At 66.4% G+C, this 16,071-nt stretch carries 16 protein-coding genes; 10 read left to right on the top strand and 6 right to left on the bottom strand.

Going from position 1 to position 16,071, the window contains the following annotated elements; all coding sequences use genetic code 11:
• Nucleotides 1–72: 72 nt before the first annotated feature.
• Nucleotides 73–525, top strand: a complete 453-nt coding sequence (gene rpiB / locus E6K76_02970; protein TMQ60095.1) for a ribose 5-phosphate isomerase B — start codon at nt 73–75, stop codon at nt 523–525.
• Complete coding sequence (locus tag E6K76_02965; GenBank protein TMQ60094.1) at nt 500–2,251, top strand: hypothetical protein; 1,752 nt, start codon at nt 500–502, stop codon at nt 2,249–2,251. Before rpiB ends, E6K76_02965 begins: the two co-directional genes overlap by 26 nt.
• Nucleotides 2,252–2,258: 7 nt before the next feature.
• On the opposite strand, the gene E6K76_02960 is transcribed toward E6K76_02965, so the two are convergent.
• A complete protein-coding gene (locus E6K76_02960; GenBank protein TMQ60093.1) occupies nt 2,259–2,921 on the bottom strand; it encodes a hypothetical protein in 663 nt (220 codons plus the stop codon).
• A 10-nt stretch (nt 2,922–2,931) separates the two neighbouring features.
• On the opposite strand from E6K76_02960, the gene E6K76_02955 reads away from it, so the two are divergent.
• The 8 genes from E6K76_02955 to E6K76_02920 are packed head-to-tail and all read left to right on the top strand — an operon-like array spanning nt 2,932 to nt 11,301.
• On the top strand, nt 2,932–3,720 hold the full coding sequence (locus tag E6K76_02955; protein TMQ60092.1) for a hypothetical protein: 789 nt from the start codon (nt 2,932–2,934) through the stop codon (nt 3,718–3,720).
• Nucleotides 3,721–3,742: 22 nt separating this feature from the next.
• Nucleotides 3,743–4,882 carry a transaldolase gene (gene tal, locus E6K76_02950; GenBank protein TMQ60091.1) on the top strand — a complete coding sequence of 380 codons (1,140 nt, stop codon included), beginning with the start codon at nt 3,743–3,745 and terminating at the stop codon, nt 4,880–4,882.
• Nucleotides 4,883–4,905: 23 nt separating this feature from the next.
• Nucleotides 4,906–5,805, top strand: coding sequence for a decarboxylating 6-phosphogluconate dehydrogenase (gene gnd / locus E6K76_02945; protein ID TMQ60090.1), 900 nt, complete (start codon nt 4,906–4,908; stop codon nt 5,803–5,805).
• 20 nt (nt 5,806–5,825) lie between these two features.
• Nucleotides 5,826–7,370, top strand: coding sequence for a glucose-6-phosphate dehydrogenase (gene zwf / locus E6K76_02940; protein ID TMQ60117.1), 1,545 nt, complete (start codon nt 5,826–5,828; stop codon nt 7,368–7,370).
• Nucleotides 7,367–8,506 carry a hypothetical protein gene (locus E6K76_02935; protein TMQ60089.1) on the top strand — a complete coding sequence of 380 codons (1,140 nt, stop codon included), beginning with the start codon at nt 7,367–7,369 and terminating at the stop codon, nt 8,504–8,506. Before zwf ends, E6K76_02935 begins: the two co-directional genes overlap by 4 nt.
• Complete coding sequence (gene pgl / locus E6K76_02930) at nt 8,503–9,285, top strand: 6-phosphogluconolactonase (GenBank protein ID TMQ60088.1); 783 nt, start codon at nt 8,503–8,505, stop codon at nt 9,283–9,285. The genes E6K76_02935 and pgl overlap by 4 nt, the downstream gene beginning before the upstream one ends.
• Complete coding sequence (glk, locus tag E6K76_02925) at nt 9,210–10,268, top strand: glucokinase (protein ID TMQ60087.1); 1,059 nt, start codon at nt 9,210–9,212, stop codon at nt 10,266–10,268. Before pgl ends, glk begins: the two co-directional genes overlap by 76 nt.
• A 43-nt stretch (nt 10,269–10,311) precedes the next feature.
• Nucleotides 10,312–11,301 (top strand): class I fructose-bisphosphate aldolase, encoded by a 990-nt coding sequence (locus tag E6K76_02920; protein ID TMQ60086.1) that lies wholly within the window; start codon nt 10,312–10,314, stop codon nt 11,299–11,301.
• Between the two features lie 39 nt (nt 11,302–11,340).
• Here the strand turns inward: E6K76_02920 and E6K76_02915 are convergent, their stop codons facing one another.
• The 5 genes from E6K76_02915 to coxB are packed head-to-tail and all read right to left on the bottom strand — an operon-like array spanning nt 11,341 to nt 16,070.
• Nucleotides 11,341–11,916 (bottom strand): hypothetical protein, encoded by a 576-nt coding sequence (locus tag E6K76_02915; GenBank protein ID TMQ60085.1) that lies wholly within the window; start codon nt 11,914–11,916, stop codon nt 11,341–11,343.
• A gap of 10 nt (nt 11,917–11,926) precedes the next feature.
• A complete protein-coding gene (locus E6K76_02910) occupies nt 11,927–12,805 on the bottom strand; it encodes a protoheme IX farnesyltransferase (GenBank protein ID TMQ60084.1) in 879 nt (292 codons plus the stop codon).
• Nucleotides 12,786–13,679 carry a heme A synthase gene (locus E6K76_02905; GenBank protein ID TMQ60083.1) on the bottom strand — a complete coding sequence of 298 codons (894 nt, stop codon included), beginning with the start codon at nt 13,677–13,679 and terminating at the stop codon, nt 12,786–12,788. Before E6K76_02905 ends, E6K76_02910 begins: the two co-directional genes overlap by 20 nt.
• A gap of 51 nt (nt 13,680–13,730) precedes the next feature.
• A complete protein-coding gene (gene ctaD, locus E6K76_02900) occupies nt 13,731–15,353 on the bottom strand; it encodes a cytochrome c oxidase subunit I (protein ID TMQ60082.1) in 1,623 nt (540 codons plus the stop codon).
• A 6-nt stretch (nt 15,354–15,359) separates the two neighbouring features.
• The gene (gene coxB / locus E6K76_02895) at nt 15,360–16,070 is read right to left on the bottom strand and encodes a cytochrome c oxidase subunit II (protein ID TMQ60081.1); all 711 of its coding nucleotides are present in this window, start codon (nt 16,068–16,070) and stop codon (nt 15,360–15,362) included.
• Nucleotide 16,071 lies beyond the last annotated feature (1 nt).

Below are 16,071 nucleotides of genomic sequence, written 5' to 3'. Positions count from 1 at the left end.
GCTGCTTCGATGCCATGCTCTAGCCTCGCCGTGCGGTCCTGTTCCAACGTCGAACACGCCTCGGGAGAAGCCATGATCATCGCGATCGGAGCCGATCACGCCGGCTTCGAGATGAAAGAGCGCGTCAAGAAGCACCTCGAAAGCCGCGGCCATGCTATACAGGATATGGGGACCCATTCCCCCGAATCGACCGACTATCCGCCCTACGCGTTCCGGGTCGCCGAGGCCGTGCGGGATGGAAAGGTGGAGCGCGGAGTGCTCCTCTGCGACTCCGGCAACGGCATCGCGATCGCGGCGAACAAGGTCGACGGAATCCGCGCCACGATCTGTCTGAATCCCAAAATGGCCGAGCTCGCGCGGCGCCACAACGACGCGAACGTTCTCGTCCTCGCGTCCGCCTTCACCGCGGCCGGCGACCTGGTCCCGATTCTCGACACCTGGTTCCAGTCTCCCTTCGACGGTGGACGTCACGCCCGGCGCGTGGGCCAGATCACCGAATATGAGCGCACGCACCAGCATCAATGAGTTCCCGGGCGGACTCGAGACCGCCTACCGCGCCACTCTCGAGTCGCTCGCGCGAGAGGAGGCGGTCGCGCGCCTTCTCCGCCGCGACGCCTCGCTCTGGAAGCAGGACCCCGGGCACCAGAAGATCATCCTGAACCGCCTCGGATGGCTTAGCTCCCCGCGTTGGCTGGAATCCAAGATCGGGGAGCTGACCGCGTTCGCCTCGGAGATACGGTCCGAAGGGTTCACCCGCGTTCTTCTCCTGGGGATGGGCGGCTCGAGCCTCGCCGCCGACGTGCTCGCGGAAGTCATGGCCCCGTCCCCGGGGGCACCGACGCTCGAGGTCCTGGACTCCACCGATCCCGCCGCGATCCGCGCCTCCGAAGCGTCGCACCGGCTCGATCGCACGTTCTTCCTCGTCTCCAGCAAGTCGGGACGCACGATCGAAACGCTCTCCCACTACCGCTACTTCCGAGCGCGCCTCGAGGAGACCGGAGTGGCGGACCCGGCGCGGCGCTTCGCCGCGATCACGGACCCGGGCTCGGCGCTCGACCGCCTCGCGAGCGAGGAGGGGATGCGGCGCGTGTTCTTGAATCCGGCCGACATCGGCGGGCGCTACTCCGCGCTTTCCTATTTCGGAATGGTGCCGGCGGCGCTCTTGGGCCTCAACCTCAAGGCATTCGCCGAGAGCGCCGCGCGGGCCGCCGAGGCGTGCGGCGATCCGGACCCCGCGCGAAACGACGCTCTTCGCTTGGGCGCGCTCCTCGGCGCCGCCGCACGCGCCGGACGGGACAAGCTCACGCTCCTCACGGTCCCCTCGTTGCGCCCGCTCGGGTACTGGATCGAGCAGCTCGTCGCCGAATCGACCGGCAAGGAGGGTCTCGGCATCGTTCCCGTGGAGGGAGAACCGCCCGGGTTCGCGCGCTATTACTCCGAGGACCGCTGCTTTGCGTGCCTCACGCTCGCCTCCGAGCCGGCCGCGGAGCTGGTTCAGCTCGGCGTCGAGCTAAGGCAGACAGGAGCGCCCTGGATCGAAATCGGGCTTTCCCGCCGAGCCGAGCTGGCGGGGGAATTCTACCGCTGGGAGGTTGCGACGGCGATCGCGGGAGCGGTGCTGGGAATCGATCCTTTCGACGAGCCGAACGTGCAGGAGAGCAAGGACAACACAGCCACGATCCTCGCCCAGATCGAGAAAACCGGAGCCGCGCCCGAGGGAGAGTCCCGGGCGCGGGAAGAGGACATTCTAGTCTACGCCTCCGATAAGCTCTGGGATAGGCTCACGTCGCGCACGCCCGGCCATCCCAGCCTCGAGATGCTCATCGGGCGCTTGCTCGCGCTCAAGCGATCGGGGGACTATCTCGCGATCCTGGCCTACGTGGAGCGCACCGCCGGAACCGAGAGCGCGTTCGCCCAGCTGCGCCGTGAGATCCGCGACGCGATCCGGATCCCCGTGCTCCAAGGATACGGACCCCGGTTTCTCCACTCGATCGGGCAGCTCTACAAGGGGGGACCAAAAACCGGCATCTTCCTGCAGATCACCTCTTCGGCTCCCGAGGATCTCCCGATCCCCGGGAGCCGGATCACATTCGGAAAGCTCAAGCTCGCCCAAGCGCTCGGCGATCTGCAGGCGCTCGACGCCCGAGGGAAGCCCGCGCTCAGGCTTCACATCGCCGGAAGCGTCGCGCAGGGCCTCGCGACCATTGCCCAGGCGGTCGAGCGGGCGCTCGTCGCGATCCCTCAAACCTGATCCCTTCTTACGGGATTCGCGACTTCACGACGCGGTAGGGCTCCGGATCGGAAGGCAAGCCCGCGTCGAGGCCCTTCTCTCGGATCTCCGTCCGGACCGCCGCGGCTCGTTTTGCCGCGGGCGGATGGTCCGAGGCCAAGTTCTCCCAAAAACCGTATCCCCCGTCGCTTAGGGCGCTGAGCTTGTCCATTACTTGAGCCATTCCCTCGGGGTTGAACCCCGCCCGCGCCATGTACATGGTCCCGTAGGAATCCGCCTCCGCCTCCATGTCGCGGCTGTATCCCTGCATCACGAGCCCGAGCCCCACGCCCACCACCGTCTTCGTGGCCTGGCCGGCTCCCCCGAAGACGAGGGTGCTCAATGCCTGAAAACCAAGGCCCTCCTGCAGGCGCTTCACGCTGTGGCGGGCGACGACGTGACTGATCTCGTGGGCCAGGACCCCGGCCAGCTGGGCCTGGGTATCGAGGCGCTTCATCAGGCCGGTGTAGACGTAGACGTAGCCGCCGGGCAACGCGAAGGCGTTGACGTCCTTGCTCACGATGACCGAGAACTGATACGGGATCCCGGGGCGATCGGACAATCTCACAATATGTTGGCCCGTGCGATTCACGTAGTCTGTAAGGACTCGGTCCGAGGATATCTTCCTCTCGGCGCGGATCTGGGCGGCCATCTTCGCTCCGATGTCCCGCTCCTCCGTTTCGCCGATCAGGATGACACTTTTCTTTCCACCCGGGCCGGTGGTCGCGCAGCCCGCCACCGCGAGGCTAAGCGCGATCGCCGCGCCGAGGACGATTCGGATCGAAGTCACGGTTCCCCCTTTCCGGTCGAGCGGGGCATGGGACGCCGGCGGCAGTTTATGGGCCTGTCCCGGCGAAGGTCAATCAGACACCCTTGCCCACGTGTCTCCGTTGCGGCATGATTTGCCTTCGGCAAGAAACTCGGCGTCAGACCTAAAGGAGGAAGTCATGCCCGCACGCAAGAAAGCCTCGAAGAAATCGGCAGCGAAGAAGAGGGCGCCCGCGCGAAAGAAGCCGGCCGCGAAGAGAGCGGCCGCGAAGTCGCCGGCCAAAGCTCCGGCATCTCCGCCGAGCGCGATCGGCCTCTTGAGTCAGCACATGGACTACACGACGCACCGGTTCGACGACGTGAAGCGCTTCTACACCGATCTCTTGGGATTTCGGAGATTCGAGCAGGACCCGACGATGAACTACCTCTTCGTGCAGACCGGTCACTCGTCCAGCGTGGGGTTCATGCCTCCGATGCAGGGCATGGGCGAGCCCAGTCCCGCGAAGGAGCCGACGCTCTATTTCATGGTGAAGGACGTGGACCGCGCCTACAGCGCTCTTGCCGCGAAGGGGGTCCAGTTCGAGGGCCCTCCGGCGGACATGCCCTGGGGGCACCGTGTCGTCACCACGGTCGATCCCGAGGGACGCAGGGTGATGCTCGCCACCACGAAGAGGAGAAGTTGAGTCCCGGAGTGAGGGACCTCCGATGAAAAACCCTTGCGTCGCGCTCCACGAGCTCGGCCAGAGCGTCTGGCTGGATACGATCAACGACGGGCTCATCCAATCGGGCGAGCTTGAGTCGATGATCCGCGCCGGCGTGGTGTACGGCGTCACGTCGAATCCGACGATTTTCAAGGCGGCGATCGGGGGGGACAAGTATTCCTATCCCCAAGAGATCGTCCGCCTGGCGGGCGCGGGAAAATCGGCGGAGGAAATCTTTGACGAGCTTTCCGCCCGCGACATCGTCCGGACGGCGGACCTGCTCGCCGAGACCTACCGCAACGGGACGGGCCGGGACGGCTACGTGAGCCTGGAAGTGCCGCCGTCCCTGGCCTACGACACGGAGGCCACGATCGCGGAGGCCAAGCGGTTGTGGAAGAAGGTCGATCGCCCGAATCTCTTCGTCAAGGTGCCGGCCACGCCCGCGGGAATCCCCGCGATCGAAGCGCTGATCGCGGACGGGGTGAGCATCAACGTGACGCTCATGTTCTCGGCCCCGCAGTATGTGACGGTGGCCGAAGCGTACAAGCGCGGCATCGACCGGCGGATCGGAGCGGGCCTCTCGCTTCAGGGGCTGAACTCGGTCAGCAGCCTGTTCGTGAGTCGGCTGGACGCGTCGGTCGACCGGGAGCTGGAGGAAAAGGCCAAGTCCGCTCCCCCGGCCCAAAGGGAGCGCCTCCTCGCTCTCCGTGGGAAGGCCGCCGTGGCGAACGCGCTCCACGTCTGGGAGGAATACCGCGCGCAGTTCTTCGGCCCGAACTTCGAGGACCGCCGCAGGGCCGGCGCCAAGCCGCAGTGGCTGCTCTGGGCGAGCACCGGCACGAAGAACCCCAGCTACTCCGACGTGAAGTATGTGGAAGAGCTGGCCGGCCCCGACACGATCAACACCATGCCGCGCGAAACCCTCGACGCCTTCCTGGATCACGGAAAGGTGACCGGCAACCGACTGGATCCGGAAATCGAACCGGCGCGGCGCACGCGGCAGGCGCTCGCCGAGGCGGGCATCTCGCTTCAAGCGCACTGCGAGCGTCTGCTCGTGGACGGCGTCAAATCTTTCGCCGCCTCCTTCGACGACATGATGGAGGTGATCCGCGAGCGCTCCGTCGCGCTGCTCCAGCGCCGCTGATCCAAACCCCAGGGGAGGCTCTGATGGAACTCGGGTTCATTGGGCTCGGGCGGATGGGCAAGAACATGGTCTTCCGCCTGCTCGATGGGGGTCATCGGATCGTGGCGTGGAACCATTCCGCCGACGCGATTCAGGAGGTGGCCGGCAAGGGGGCCATCGCCGCATCGAGTCCCGCCGACCTGGTCTCGAAGCTTAGAGACGTCCCGCGCGCGGTCTGGGCCATGGTGCCTTCGGGAGACGCGACGGAGCAGGTCATCCGGGAGGTCGCCCCCCTGCTCAAGCCCGGGGACGCGATCATCGACGGCGGGAATTCCTATTACAAGGATTCCGTGCGCCGGGCGTCCTGGCTCGGCGAGAGGAAGATCGATTTCATCGACGCCGGCACCTCCGGCGGCATTTGGGGACTGACCATCGGCTACTGTCTCATGGTGGGAGGCCCGGAGGCCGTCTGCAGGCGGCTCGAGCCGCTGTTCCGGACGCTGGCTCCGAAGGACGGCTACGCGCGGGTCGGCGCAAGCGGCGCCGGGCACTTCACCAAGATGGTCCACAACGGCATCGAGTACGGCTTGATGCAAGCCTACGCCGAGGGCTTCGAGCTCCTGAAGTCCTCGCCCTATAAGCTCGACCTCCGGTCGATCGCCGATCTCTGGAATCACGGCAGCGTCGTCCGGTCCTGGCTCCTCGAGCTTGCGGAGAGCGCGTTCGAAGACGATCCGAATCTCGAGCACGTCGGCGGCTACGTCGAGGATTCGGGCGAGGGCCGGTGGACCGTGATGGAGTCGATCGAGCGCGCCGTGCCGGCTCCGGTCCTGATGCTCGCCCTCCAGTCACGGTTCCGGTCGCGCCAGAGTGATTCGTTTCAGGCGAAGGTGCTCGCCGCCCTGCGGCACAAGTTCGGCGGGCACGCGGTGAAGACCACGTGAGCGCGCCCGGTGGCCTCACGCTGACTTCCGAGGCGGCGTCGAATCCCCTCCGCGAAGAGAGCGTCACCCTCAAGGCCGCCGACCCCTGTTGCATCGTCGTGTTCGGCGCCACGGGCGACCTCACGCACCGAAAGCTCATCCCGGCGCTCTTCCGGCTCTCGAAGCAGAAGCTCCTGCATCCCCAGACCCCGATCGTGGGCTTCGCCCGCCGGCGCCTCGATTCGGACGCGTTCCGCGAGGACATGCGCCGGACCGTCGCGGGCTCGGACGGCTCCTCTCCTGGGTGGCAGCGCTTCGCCGGTTCCCTCTTCTATCAGCCGGGCGCCTTCGAGGACCCGGAGGCCTTCCGCGCTCTGGGACGCCTCCTGAACGATCTCGATGAGAAACGGGGGATCCCCGGAAACCGCCTCTTCTATTTCGCGACCCCTCCCTCGGAATACGCCGCCCTGGTGCGCAACATCGGAGAGGCGGGCCTTGCCCGGCGCGCGAAGCGCTCCGACGTATCGTCTCCCTGGTCGCGCGTGATCATCGAGAAGCCCTTCGGGCGCGATTTGAGAACCGCGCGCGAGCTGAACGCGCTCGTCCACACGGTATTTCACGAAAGCCAGATCTACCGCATCGACCATTACCTCGGCAAGGAGACCGTCCAGAACATCCTGGTCTTCCGCCTCGGGAACGGAATCTTCGAGCCGCTCTGGAACAACCGCTACGTCGAGCAGGTGCAGATCACGGTCGCGGAATCGGTCGGGGTCGAAGGCCGCGCGGCCTATTTCGACAGCGCCGGGATTACGAGGGACATCTTCCAGAATCACATGATGCAGCTCCTCACGCTCACGGCGATGGAGCCCCCCGCGCGATTCGACGCGGATTCGGTGCGGGATGAGAAGGCCAAGGTGCTGCGCACCATCCGGCCCATGAAACCCGAGATCGTCGCCCGCGACACCGTCCGGGCGCAGTACGTGGCCGGCGCCGTGGGCGGCGCGCCGGTTCCCGGGTATCGCGAGGAGCCGGGCGTGAATCCGCGCTCCCAAACGGAAACGTTCCTGGCAGCCCGGATCAAAGTGGACAACTGGCGCTGGTCCGGCGTGCCCTTCTACCTGCGCACCGGGAAGAGGCTTCCCAAGCGCGCGACCGAGATCGCGATCGTGTTCCGCAATCCCCCGTACGCGCTCTTCCGTTCGGCGGGATGCGAAGCGCTCGAGGCCAACGTTCTTCGCCTGAGGATCCAGCCCGACGAGGGAATCTCGCTTTCGTTCGGATCGAAGACGCCGGGCCAGTCCCTCCATATCGACCCGGTGCAGATGGATTTCTACTACCTCACGTCGTTCGGCCAGGATCCGCCGGACGCGTACGAACGCCTTCTCCTCGACTGCAATCTCGGCGACTCGACGCTGTTCGCGAGGCGCGACGAGGTGGAGCTTGCCTGGGAATTCGTGGACGGGATCCTCGGCGCGTGGAGCTCCGGCCAGGGTCCTCCCCTCCTCACCTACCGGGCCGGAACCTGGGGACCGGCCGAGGCGGATGAATTGGTCCGGCGAGACCGCCATCACTGGTATCTGCTATGACTGGGCCCTCCGCACCCGCCTCCGACCGGTTTGAGACACATCTCCTCGACGCCCCCGACGGGAGCCGCCCCTTCGACGCGACGGCGATCGAAAGCGGTCTGCGAACGATGTGGAAACGCGCCGGGGAGAGCGCCCCCTCCCAGGCGGGCGCGATCTACCGCGCGGCGCTCTCGAACCTCGTGGTGCCGCTGGATCCCCGGCTCGAGTCGAAGCTCATGCCGGTCCTCGTGGACGTCACGCGCCGCCATCCTTCAAGGCTCTTCTCGATCGGGGCGGGGTCCGCGCCCCGGGGGGCCGGCATCCGCGCGCGAATCGGGGCCCTCTGCCACCGCCGCGAAGGAGGTGGAGGAGGACTCGTTTGCTGCGAGCAGGTCATCGTTCAATCCGATCCCGCGTCGACTCCGCTGATCCCCAGCGCGATCCGGTCCCTTCTCATCGGCGATCTTCCGACGGTGCTTCTCGACTTCAATCCGGATCAAGACCTCCCGTGGGTCTCGGAGCTGATGGACTTGGCGGACCTCATCCTGGAAGACAGCTGCCTCAAGGAGCCGGGCAGAGAGCGTGACGTGTGGAATCTTATCGAGCGGAAAGGCTCCGGGAAGGTCCACGATCTCGCCTGGGCGCGGCTCACCCCCTGGCGGCAGGTCCTTGCCGAGGTGTTCGACACGAAGGAATACCTTCCGGCCCTGGGGACCGTGCGGCGGGTCGAGATCGGGTTTGCGGGCTCGGGATTTCCTCCTCCCCCCGCGTGGCTTCTCGCCGGATGGCTGGCGTCGCGCCTCTCCTGGGCGCCCGCCGGGGCGAGCTCGAAGGGCCTCGTGTTTCGTTCGGGGTCGGGGGATGTGCTCGTCGCCATGACCGGAGATCGGCGCGGAGAGGGCCGGGCGCTGGAGCGTATTCGAATCCAGGCCGAGGAGCCCCATCCGCTGGATCTGGAATTCACCCACCAAGGGCGCGAGGCGACCGCCACGATCGTGACCCGCGCGCCGCGCGCCCGCCGGACCGAGGTGCCCTTCGACTACCGGGAATTCGCGGCGTGCATCGTGGGCGAGATCCATCGGCACACGTCGAACCGATCGTTGGAAGGCGCGTCCCGCCTGGCCGAACGGCTGATGAAGGAGTGGAAGGTCGAATGAAAGACTCCAACGCGCACGTGCGGATCCTCGCGGACCGGGATGAGGTGGCCCGCGTCGCCGCCGAGGAGCTGATTGCGGCGGTCGCGGGAGCGACGCCCGAGAGGCCGCGACGCATCCTCCTTTCCGGCGGGACGACGCCGGAGCCCCTGTACCGGATCCTCGCTTCCGAGCCGACGAGAAGCCGGATCGATTGGAACTCCATCGAGTGCTATTTCGGCGACGAGCGTCCGGTTCCCCAGGATCATCCGGAATCGAATTCCGGCCTCGCGTTCCGAACGCTGCTCGAGCCGCTCGGGCTCCAGGCGCCCCGCACATACCGGATCCGGGGCGAGGCATCCGATCTCGAGCTGGCGGCCCGGCGCTACGAGGCGCTCATCCGCGCGCGCTTCGCCGCCCCGCCCCCGGCCGATCCATCCTTCGATCTCGTATACCTGGGCCTGGGGGAAGACGGGCACACGGCTTCTCTTTTCCCAGGCGTGAGAATTCCGGACGATCCGCCGCGCCTCGTCGTCGCGGTCTGGATCGAGGCGCTCCAGGGAATGCGGGCCACCGTGACCTACAGGCTCCTGAACGCCGCGCGCCGCATTGTCTTTCTCGTCGCGGGCAAGGAAAAGGCGATTGCGGTCCAGCGGACGCTCGCTCCCGGCGAGGGTGAGGAGCCGACCCCAGCCGCGCGCGTTTCGCCCGCGAACGGCGAGGTGATTTGGCTTCTCGACCGAGGCGCAGCGGGGCGCCTCCCCCGGACCACCGCGCAGGCGCTCGAAGAGGAGCGCCGGTGATCCTGGCCGGCGACGTCGGCGGGACCAAAACCTACGTCGCCCAATTCGAGCTTCGCAACGGGGGGCTCGGTCCCCCGCTTGCGGTGGAGCACATCCGGAACGACGGATATCCCTCGCTCGAGGCGCTGCTCGAGGATTACGGCTCCCGCCACCCCGGCCACGCCGCGGCGGCCTGCTTCGGCGTCGCGGGGCCGGTCGTGAAAAACCGCGCCCGCGTGACCCACCTGGGGTGGACCATCGAGGCGGCGCACCTCGCCCGGAAGCTCAAGCTGAAGCGCGTCCATCTCATCAACGACCTCGTGGCGAACGGCTATGGGCTCGCGGCGCTCGAGCCGAACGAGCTCGAGACGATTCAGCCCGGGCAACGCGACGATGAGAGCAACTCCGCTCTCGTGGCGGCCGGCACCGGGCTCGGCGAATCCATCCTGGTGCGCGTGCGAGGCGATCTTGTTCCGGTCCCCTCCGAAGCGGGACACGCCGATTTCGCGCCGCGCACGGACGACGAGCTGCGCGTCTTCCGCGCGTTCCGCGCCCGCTATGGCCGCGTGAGCTACGAGCGGATTCTCTCGGGCCCGGGCCTTGCCGCGGTGGCGGAGCTGTTCCACGAGGAGCGCGGGGAGTCCGCGGTGTGGGCGCGGCATGTCGCCGAAGGCGGCGAGGACGGGCCGGCCGGCCACGTCAGCCGGCTCGGCATGGAGCGAGCCTGCCGCGCGTGCGAGGACGCGCTTCGGCTCTTCGTGGGCGTCTACGGCGCCGAGGCCGGCAACTTGGCCCTGCGCGCCCTGGCGTGGGCCGGAATCTACCTGGGTGGAGGAATCGCGCCCAAGATCCTGCCGGCCCTCCACTGGGACATTTTCCTCGAGGCGTTCCGGGACAAGGACCATCTGCGCCCGCTCCTCGCTTCGATCCCCGTATGGGTCATTCGAAACGAGCGCACGGCCCTCCTGGGCGCCGCCCGCTACGCCGCGATCGCGGAAGCCTGAGAGGGCTTGCCCCTCGTCGAATCGCCGGACTATACTGGCGCCGATGAATCCTGAGACGGTCCTGGCACCGAAAGCGTCCGCCGCGCAAGCGGCGGGGACGCGCCGCTCCACCGAGCGGGTCCGAGAGATCCTCTCCTGGTACAGCTCCGACAACCCGGGGACCAAGACGAACATCGCGCGTCTCTTGAACCACGGCGCGCTCGCGGGCACCGGAAGGCTCGTCATTCTTCCGGTGGACCAAGGGTTCGAGCACGGCCCCGCACGGTCCTTCTCCTCGAACCCCGCGGGATACGATCCGCGATTCCACTTCGAGCTGGCCATCGAGGCGGGGTGCAACGCCTATGCCGCCCCGCTCGGGTTCATCGAGGCGGGGGCGGCGGAATTCGCGGGGGAGATCCCACTCATTCTGAAATTGAATAATCACGACGTCCTCCACGACGAAAAGGATCCGATCTCCGCGGTAACCGCCGGCGTGAGTGACGCGCTCCGCCTTGGCTGCTGCGCGATCGGGTTCACGATCTACCCGGGGTCCGCCCACGCCCAGAGAATGTACGAGCAGATCCGGGCGATGGCGGAGGAAGCCAAGCGATTCGGCCTCGCCGTCGTGATCTGGAGCTATCCGCGCGGGTCCAGCATAAGCAAGGCGGGCGAGACCGGCATCGACGTCGTCGCCTACGCCGCCCACATCGCCGCCCAGCTCGGCGCCCACATCCTCAAGGTGAAGCTTCCAACCGAGCACATCGAACAGGAGGAGGCGCGGAAAGCTTACGAGAAAAACGCGATCCCCGTGGCGACGCTGGCCGATCGGGTGCGGCACGTGGTGCAGTCCTCGTTCGACGGACGGCGCATCGTGATCTTCTCGGGGGGCGCGAAGAAGGAAAACGACGAGGAGTTGTTGAACGAGGCCCGCGCGATCCGCGACGGCGGCGGCTTCGGCTCCATCATAGGCCGAAACTCGTTCCAGAGGAAAAAGCCGGAGGCCCTGAAGCTCCTTCGGGCCGTCATCGCGATCTATTCCGGCGCCGCGCGGTAGCCCGCGGGCCCTAAGGCGCGGCCCCGAAGCCTGCTTCCCTCAGTTCGCCCCCGCCGCAGGCACCGGCAGCTTCTTCTTCGGATCCCTCGGGAAAAGCGTGTACGAGAGCGACATCTCCTCGATCTCGGGCGGCATGCGGGGCGAGAGCGCGAAATAAACCGGGAGCGTGCGGGATTCGCGCGGCCCCAGCGTCTGATCCTCGAAGCAGAAGCACTGGATGAGCTGAAACTCGCGCGCGGCTTTCTGCGGCACGATCGAATGCACCGCGCGGAAGAAGACGGAGTCGTCGCTCATGTTCGTGAACACATAGGAGAGGTGCACCGGTCTGCCGGGGTTCGTGACGACCGAGGGAACGGACGGGCGGAACCGAATCGGAAGGCCGCTCGCCGAGATTCCCATCAAGGTCACCGTGATGTTCCGCGACTCGATCGGCCCCGTGGTGCTCGACATGACCGGCGGGGATCCTCCTTTCATCCTCGCCTTCCCTGCCCCGCCCAGACCGAACCGCTCGCAAAAGAGTTTGAAGAGCGGCACGTTCGCGTAGGCAAAGGAGAACATCAGAAGCACGAGAAGGCCCATCGCGACCCCAAGGAGGGCATTGCTCGGCCGCTTCACGGGGAGCCTCTCAGAGGATCGGGATTCGCCAGATCGCGTCGGCGATGAGCCCGAGGAAGAGAACGAACAGATACAGGATCGAAAACCCGAATACCTCCCACGCCGAGCGCACGGTCGCGAGCCGCCGGGCCCGGACGGCCTTCCAGACGAAGACGCCCCCCAAACCGAGGGCCAGGAGGGCGTAGAGGAGGCCGCCTGTGCGCAAGAAAGGCATCGCCAGGGTGAGGGCGACCAGCACGACGCTGTAGATCTCGATTTGGCGGTAGGTCTCCGCGTCCCCCCGCACGAGCGGGAGCATCGGGATGCGGACCTTCCGGTAGTCCTCCTTGACGCAAAGCGCGAGCGCCCAGAAGTGAGGCGGCGTCCAGAGGAAGATCACGAGGAAGAGAAGGATGGGAGCGAGTCCCAAGCCGCCGCTGGCCGCCGCCCACGCGATCACGGGGCCCATGGCTCCCGCCGCCCCGCCGATCACGATGTTGTGGACGGTGCGCGGCTTGAGCCAGAGCGTATAGCCGAAACCGTAGAAGAGGATCGTCCCGAGCGCGAGCCAGGCGCTGAGCCCGCTCCCGACCCAGAAGAGAAGCGCGACCGAGAGGATTCCGAGGGCGATCGCGAAGAAGAGCGCGTTCCTGGGGAGCATCTGATTCAAAGGGAGCGGTCTGCGGGTGCGCGTCCGCGCCATCTGGGCGTCGAGATCCCGCTCGAAGTACTGGTTGAACGCGTTCGCGGAGCCGGCCACCATGGTGATCGCGGTTAGCACGAGCAGGAACCGCCAGGGTCTTTGAAGCAGCGATCCCTCCATCACGAGAGACGCGAGAGCCGTGACGAGCACCAGGAGGACGATGCGCGGCTTGGTGAGCTGGAGATAGCTAGAGACGGGCAAGCTCATGGTTCGCGACCAGCAGGGTTCCGAACAGCGCGAGCGCGGTCGCCAGATGCCCCGCGCTGACCGCCAGGGGCAGCCCCAGCACCACGTTGCCGATTCCGAGCAGCATCTGTAAGGCCACCAGCACCCCCGCGATCCGCAGCGGCCACCTCGCCCGAGGGGGAAGCGGCGCCGAAGCCGCGCGGATCAAGAGCCCGAGCACCGCGGCAAAGACCACGTAGGCGCCGAGCCTATGTGCGTAATGAATTCCCACGAGCCCCTCCATTCTGGGGAACCAGGACCCCTGGCAGGTAGGAAAATCGGGGCACGAGAGCCCCGCTCCCGACGAGGAGACCCATCCGCCGAGCCCGGCCTGCACGAACACCAGACCCGCCGCGGCGTGGCTCCAAGCTCTGAGCCCCCTGGTCCCCTGGACCACGCCCTTCTCCCCTGGGCCGCGATCGAGATCCTGGGCGCGAAGCGTCATCCGGAGAAGGATCGCGAAGAAGAGAAACGCGAGCAGGAGATGGGCCACCACCCGCTGGACGCGAAGCTCCTCCAGGACCACGCGTCCGCCCATGACGATCTGGACCACGAGCGTCACGAGCGCGACGGCCATCATACCTCCGAGCGGGGCGCGGTAGCGCGGGATCGCATAGACCGCGATCGCGAGCCCCAGGGTGAAGACGCCCACCGTCATGGCGAGAACGCGGTGGATGTACTCGATCATCACCCGCGTCTCCTGCTTGGGCAGGACGCCCCCGTGCGCGAGGGGCCAGTCGGGGATCGCGAGCCCCGAGCCACTGAGCCGGACGATTCCGCCCCAAACCACGAGCACGAAGACGAGCCCCAGCGTGACGACGAAGAAGCTCGGCAGGCGGCTTCGGTTCGCTGGCATCGCGGGTCTCGCGGGAGCGGGCCTTCGATTCGCCCCGCGAGGGGACGCTTTCTAGCGGATGACCGGAATCGTGTGGAAGTTCTCGGCGGGAGGAGGCGAGCTGACCGTCCACTCGAGAGTCCGGGTCTCGGCCGAATGGGTCCACGGATCCACGGGGGCGCGCTTACCGCGTCCCAGACTCCACAGCATGTTCACCGCGAAGATCGTCATGCCCACCCCGAGCACGGCGGCGCCGGCGCTTGCAACGTGGTTCCAGCTCGCGAACTCGGGGCGATACGTATAGATGCGGCGCGGCATTCCCAGCATGCCCATCATGTGCATCGGCATGAACGTGAGGTTCATCCCGATGAACGTGAGCCAGAAGTGCACCTTTCCCCAGAACTCGTTGTAGAGCTTCCCCGAGATTTTCGGGAACCAGTAGTAGATCCCGGCCATGATCGCCATCAGCGAACCGCCGAAAAGCACGTAGTGCAGGTGCGCGACCACGAAGTAGGTGTCGTGCACCTGGATGTCGAACGGCACGAGCGCGAGCCAAATGCCGGTGATCCCGCCGATGATGAAGAGCGCGATGAATCCGACGGCAAAGAGCATCGGGGTCCGGAATCGCAGCGAGCCGCCCCAGATGGTCGCGAGCCAGGACCAGATCTTGATGCCGGTCGGCACCGCGATCACCATCGACGCGAAGCTGAAAAACTGGCGGAGGCGGTAGTCGATGCCGGTGGCGAACATGTGATGGCCCCAGACCAGGTACCCGATGAACCCGATTCCGGCGGTCGCGAGCACCATGCCCTTGTAGCCGAAGAGGCGTTTCCCCGAGAACGCCGGCAGAATCTGGGAAATCATTCCCATGCCCGGAAGCACCATGATGTAAACGGCGGGGTGCGAATAGAACCAGAAGAGGTGCTGCCACAGGACCGGATCCCCTCCGGCCGCCGGATGGAAGAAGCTCGTTCCAAACATGCGGTCGGTGAGCGCCATGGTGAGCGCCCCCGCGAGAACCGGGGTCGCGAAGAGGATGATCGTCTGGGTCACGAGCACCGTCCAGCAGAACATCGGCATCTTGAACATCGTCATCCCGGGCGCCCGGAGGTTCAGGATCGTCACAACGAAGTTGATCCCGCCCAAGATGGACGATGCCCCCGCGAGATGGAGCCCCAGGATCCAAAGATCGACGCCGGGACCCGGGGAGAACTGCCGGTCCGTGAGGGGCGGATAGCTCGTCCAGCCGGCCGCCGCCGACCCTCCGTGGAGGAACAGGCTCGAGAGCATGAGCAAACCGGCCGGAACCAGGAGCCAGAAGCTCACCGCGTTCAAGCGCGGGAACGCCATGTCGCGCGCGCCGAGCTGAATCGGCACGACGTAGTTTGCGATCCCCGCCATGATGGGTATGGTGAAGAAAAAGACCATGAACGTCCCGTGAAGCGACATGAGCTGGTTATAGACTTCGGGACGGAGGACATGGAGCCCGGGGGCCGAAAGCTGCGCCCGCATGACCATCGCGAACGCGCCGGCGATCGAGAAAAAGAAAAATGCGAGCCAGAGATACATCACCCCGATCAGCTTGTGGTCGCTGGTGAGGAGCCACTTGAAAATGCCTGACCTCGGCTTCGTGCCGGGGTACGCGGCCGCCGCGTGCGGCGGGACCGGTCTGGCGACGACGGTGCCGGCTTCCATCTTTTCCTAGACTCCCTTCTTCTTCTGCTCGATCCAGCGCTCGAACTCTTCCGGGGTCACCACGTTCACCGTGATGAACATCTTGCCGTGGAGGACCCCGCACAGCTCGGCGCACTGACCTTCAAACGTGCCCGGGTGGTCCACCTGGAACCACACGTGATTGATCCTCCCCGGGTTCGCATCCATCTTAATGCCGAAATCGGGCACAAACCAGCTGTGCACGACGTCGATCGATGTCACATTCGCCGAGATGATCTTCCCCGCCGGGACGACGAGCGGCTCGTTGGCGAAGATGACGCCGTACTTGGGATAGCGGTACTCCCAGAACCACTGGTGCCCGACCACCTCGATCTGGACGTCCGACTTCGGGATGGTCTCCATGTACTTCATCGTGCTGAAGGCGGGCCCCGAGAGCACCACCATCGCGAGCGTCGGGATCGCGGTCCAGACGAGCTCGAGCCTCAAGTTCTCATGCCAGGTGGCCGCGGGCACTCCAGGCTTGGCGCGGAAGCGCAGGACCGCGACCAGGAGCAGCCCTTCCGCGACGATGAAGAAGAACGCGGTGATGGCCACCGCCTTGTAGAAGAGGGAGCGCACGTCGCGCGCCACGGGTGTCACGGGGTGAAGCAGCCACGCGCCGGCGGGGCTTGCGATGAGCGCCGCCGCGACGCTCAACCCGACGATGAGAAACAGCGCCCAGCCCTTTCGGTTCTTCATT

The organism is Candidatus Eisenbacteria bacterium (assembly GCA_005893275.1).
In the GTDB taxonomy this organism is placed as follows: domain Bacteria; phylum Eisenbacteria; class RBG-16-71-46; order SZUA-252; family SZUA-252; genus WS-7.
Note: the sequence above shows the minus strand (reverse complement) of the source record. Positions and strands in the feature narration are given on the sequence as shown.

Bases quoted from the DNA above. Each gene is read 5' to 3' on its own strand.
- coxB (TMQ60081.1), bottom strand. From the start codon at position 16,070: ATGAAGAACCGAAAGGGCTGGGCGCTGTTTCTCATCGTCGGGTTGAGC.
- E6K76_02960 (TMQ60093.1), bottom strand. From the start codon at position 2,921: ATGGCCGCCCAGATCCGCGCCGAGAGGAAGATATCCTCGGACCGAGTC.
- pgl (TMQ60088.1), top strand. From the start codon at position 8,503: ATGAAAGACTCCAACGCGCACGTGCGGATCCTCGCGGACCGGGATGAG.
- rpiB (TMQ60095.1), top strand. From the start codon at position 73: ATGATCATCGCGATCGGAGCCGATCACGCCGGCTTCGAGATGAAAGAG.
- E6K76_02965 (TMQ60094.1), top strand. From the start codon at position 500: ATGAGCGCACGCACCAGCATCAATGAGTTCCCGGGCGGACTCGAGACC.
- E6K76_02935 (TMQ60089.1), top strand. From the start codon at position 7,367: ATGACTGGGCCCTCCGCACCCGCCTCCGACCGGTTTGAGACACATCTC.
- E6K76_02905 (TMQ60083.1), bottom strand. From the start codon at position 13,679: ATGCCAGCGAACCGAAGCCGCCTGCCGAGCTTCTTCGTCGTCACGCTG.
- gnd (TMQ60090.1), top strand. From the start codon at position 4,906: ATGGAACTCGGGTTCATTGGGCTCGGGCGGATGGGCAAGAACATGGTC.
- E6K76_02920 (TMQ60086.1), top strand. From the start codon at position 10,312: ATGAATCCTGAGACGGTCCTGGCACCGAAAGCGTCCGCCGCGCAAGCG.
- tal (TMQ60091.1), top strand. From the start codon at position 3,743: ATGAAAAACCCTTGCGTCGCGCTCCACGAGCTCGGCCAGAGCGTCTGG.
- ctaD (TMQ60082.1), bottom strand. From the start codon at position 15,353: ATGGAAGCCGGCACCGTCGTCGCCAGACCGGTCCCGCCGCACGCGGCG.
- E6K76_02910 (TMQ60084.1), bottom strand. From the start codon at position 12,805: ATGAGCTTGCCCGTCTCTAGCTATCTCCAGCTCACCAAGCCGCGCATC.
- E6K76_02955 (TMQ60092.1), top strand. From the start codon at position 2,932: ATGTCCCGCTCCTCCGTTTCGCCGATCAGGATGACACTTTTCTTTCCA.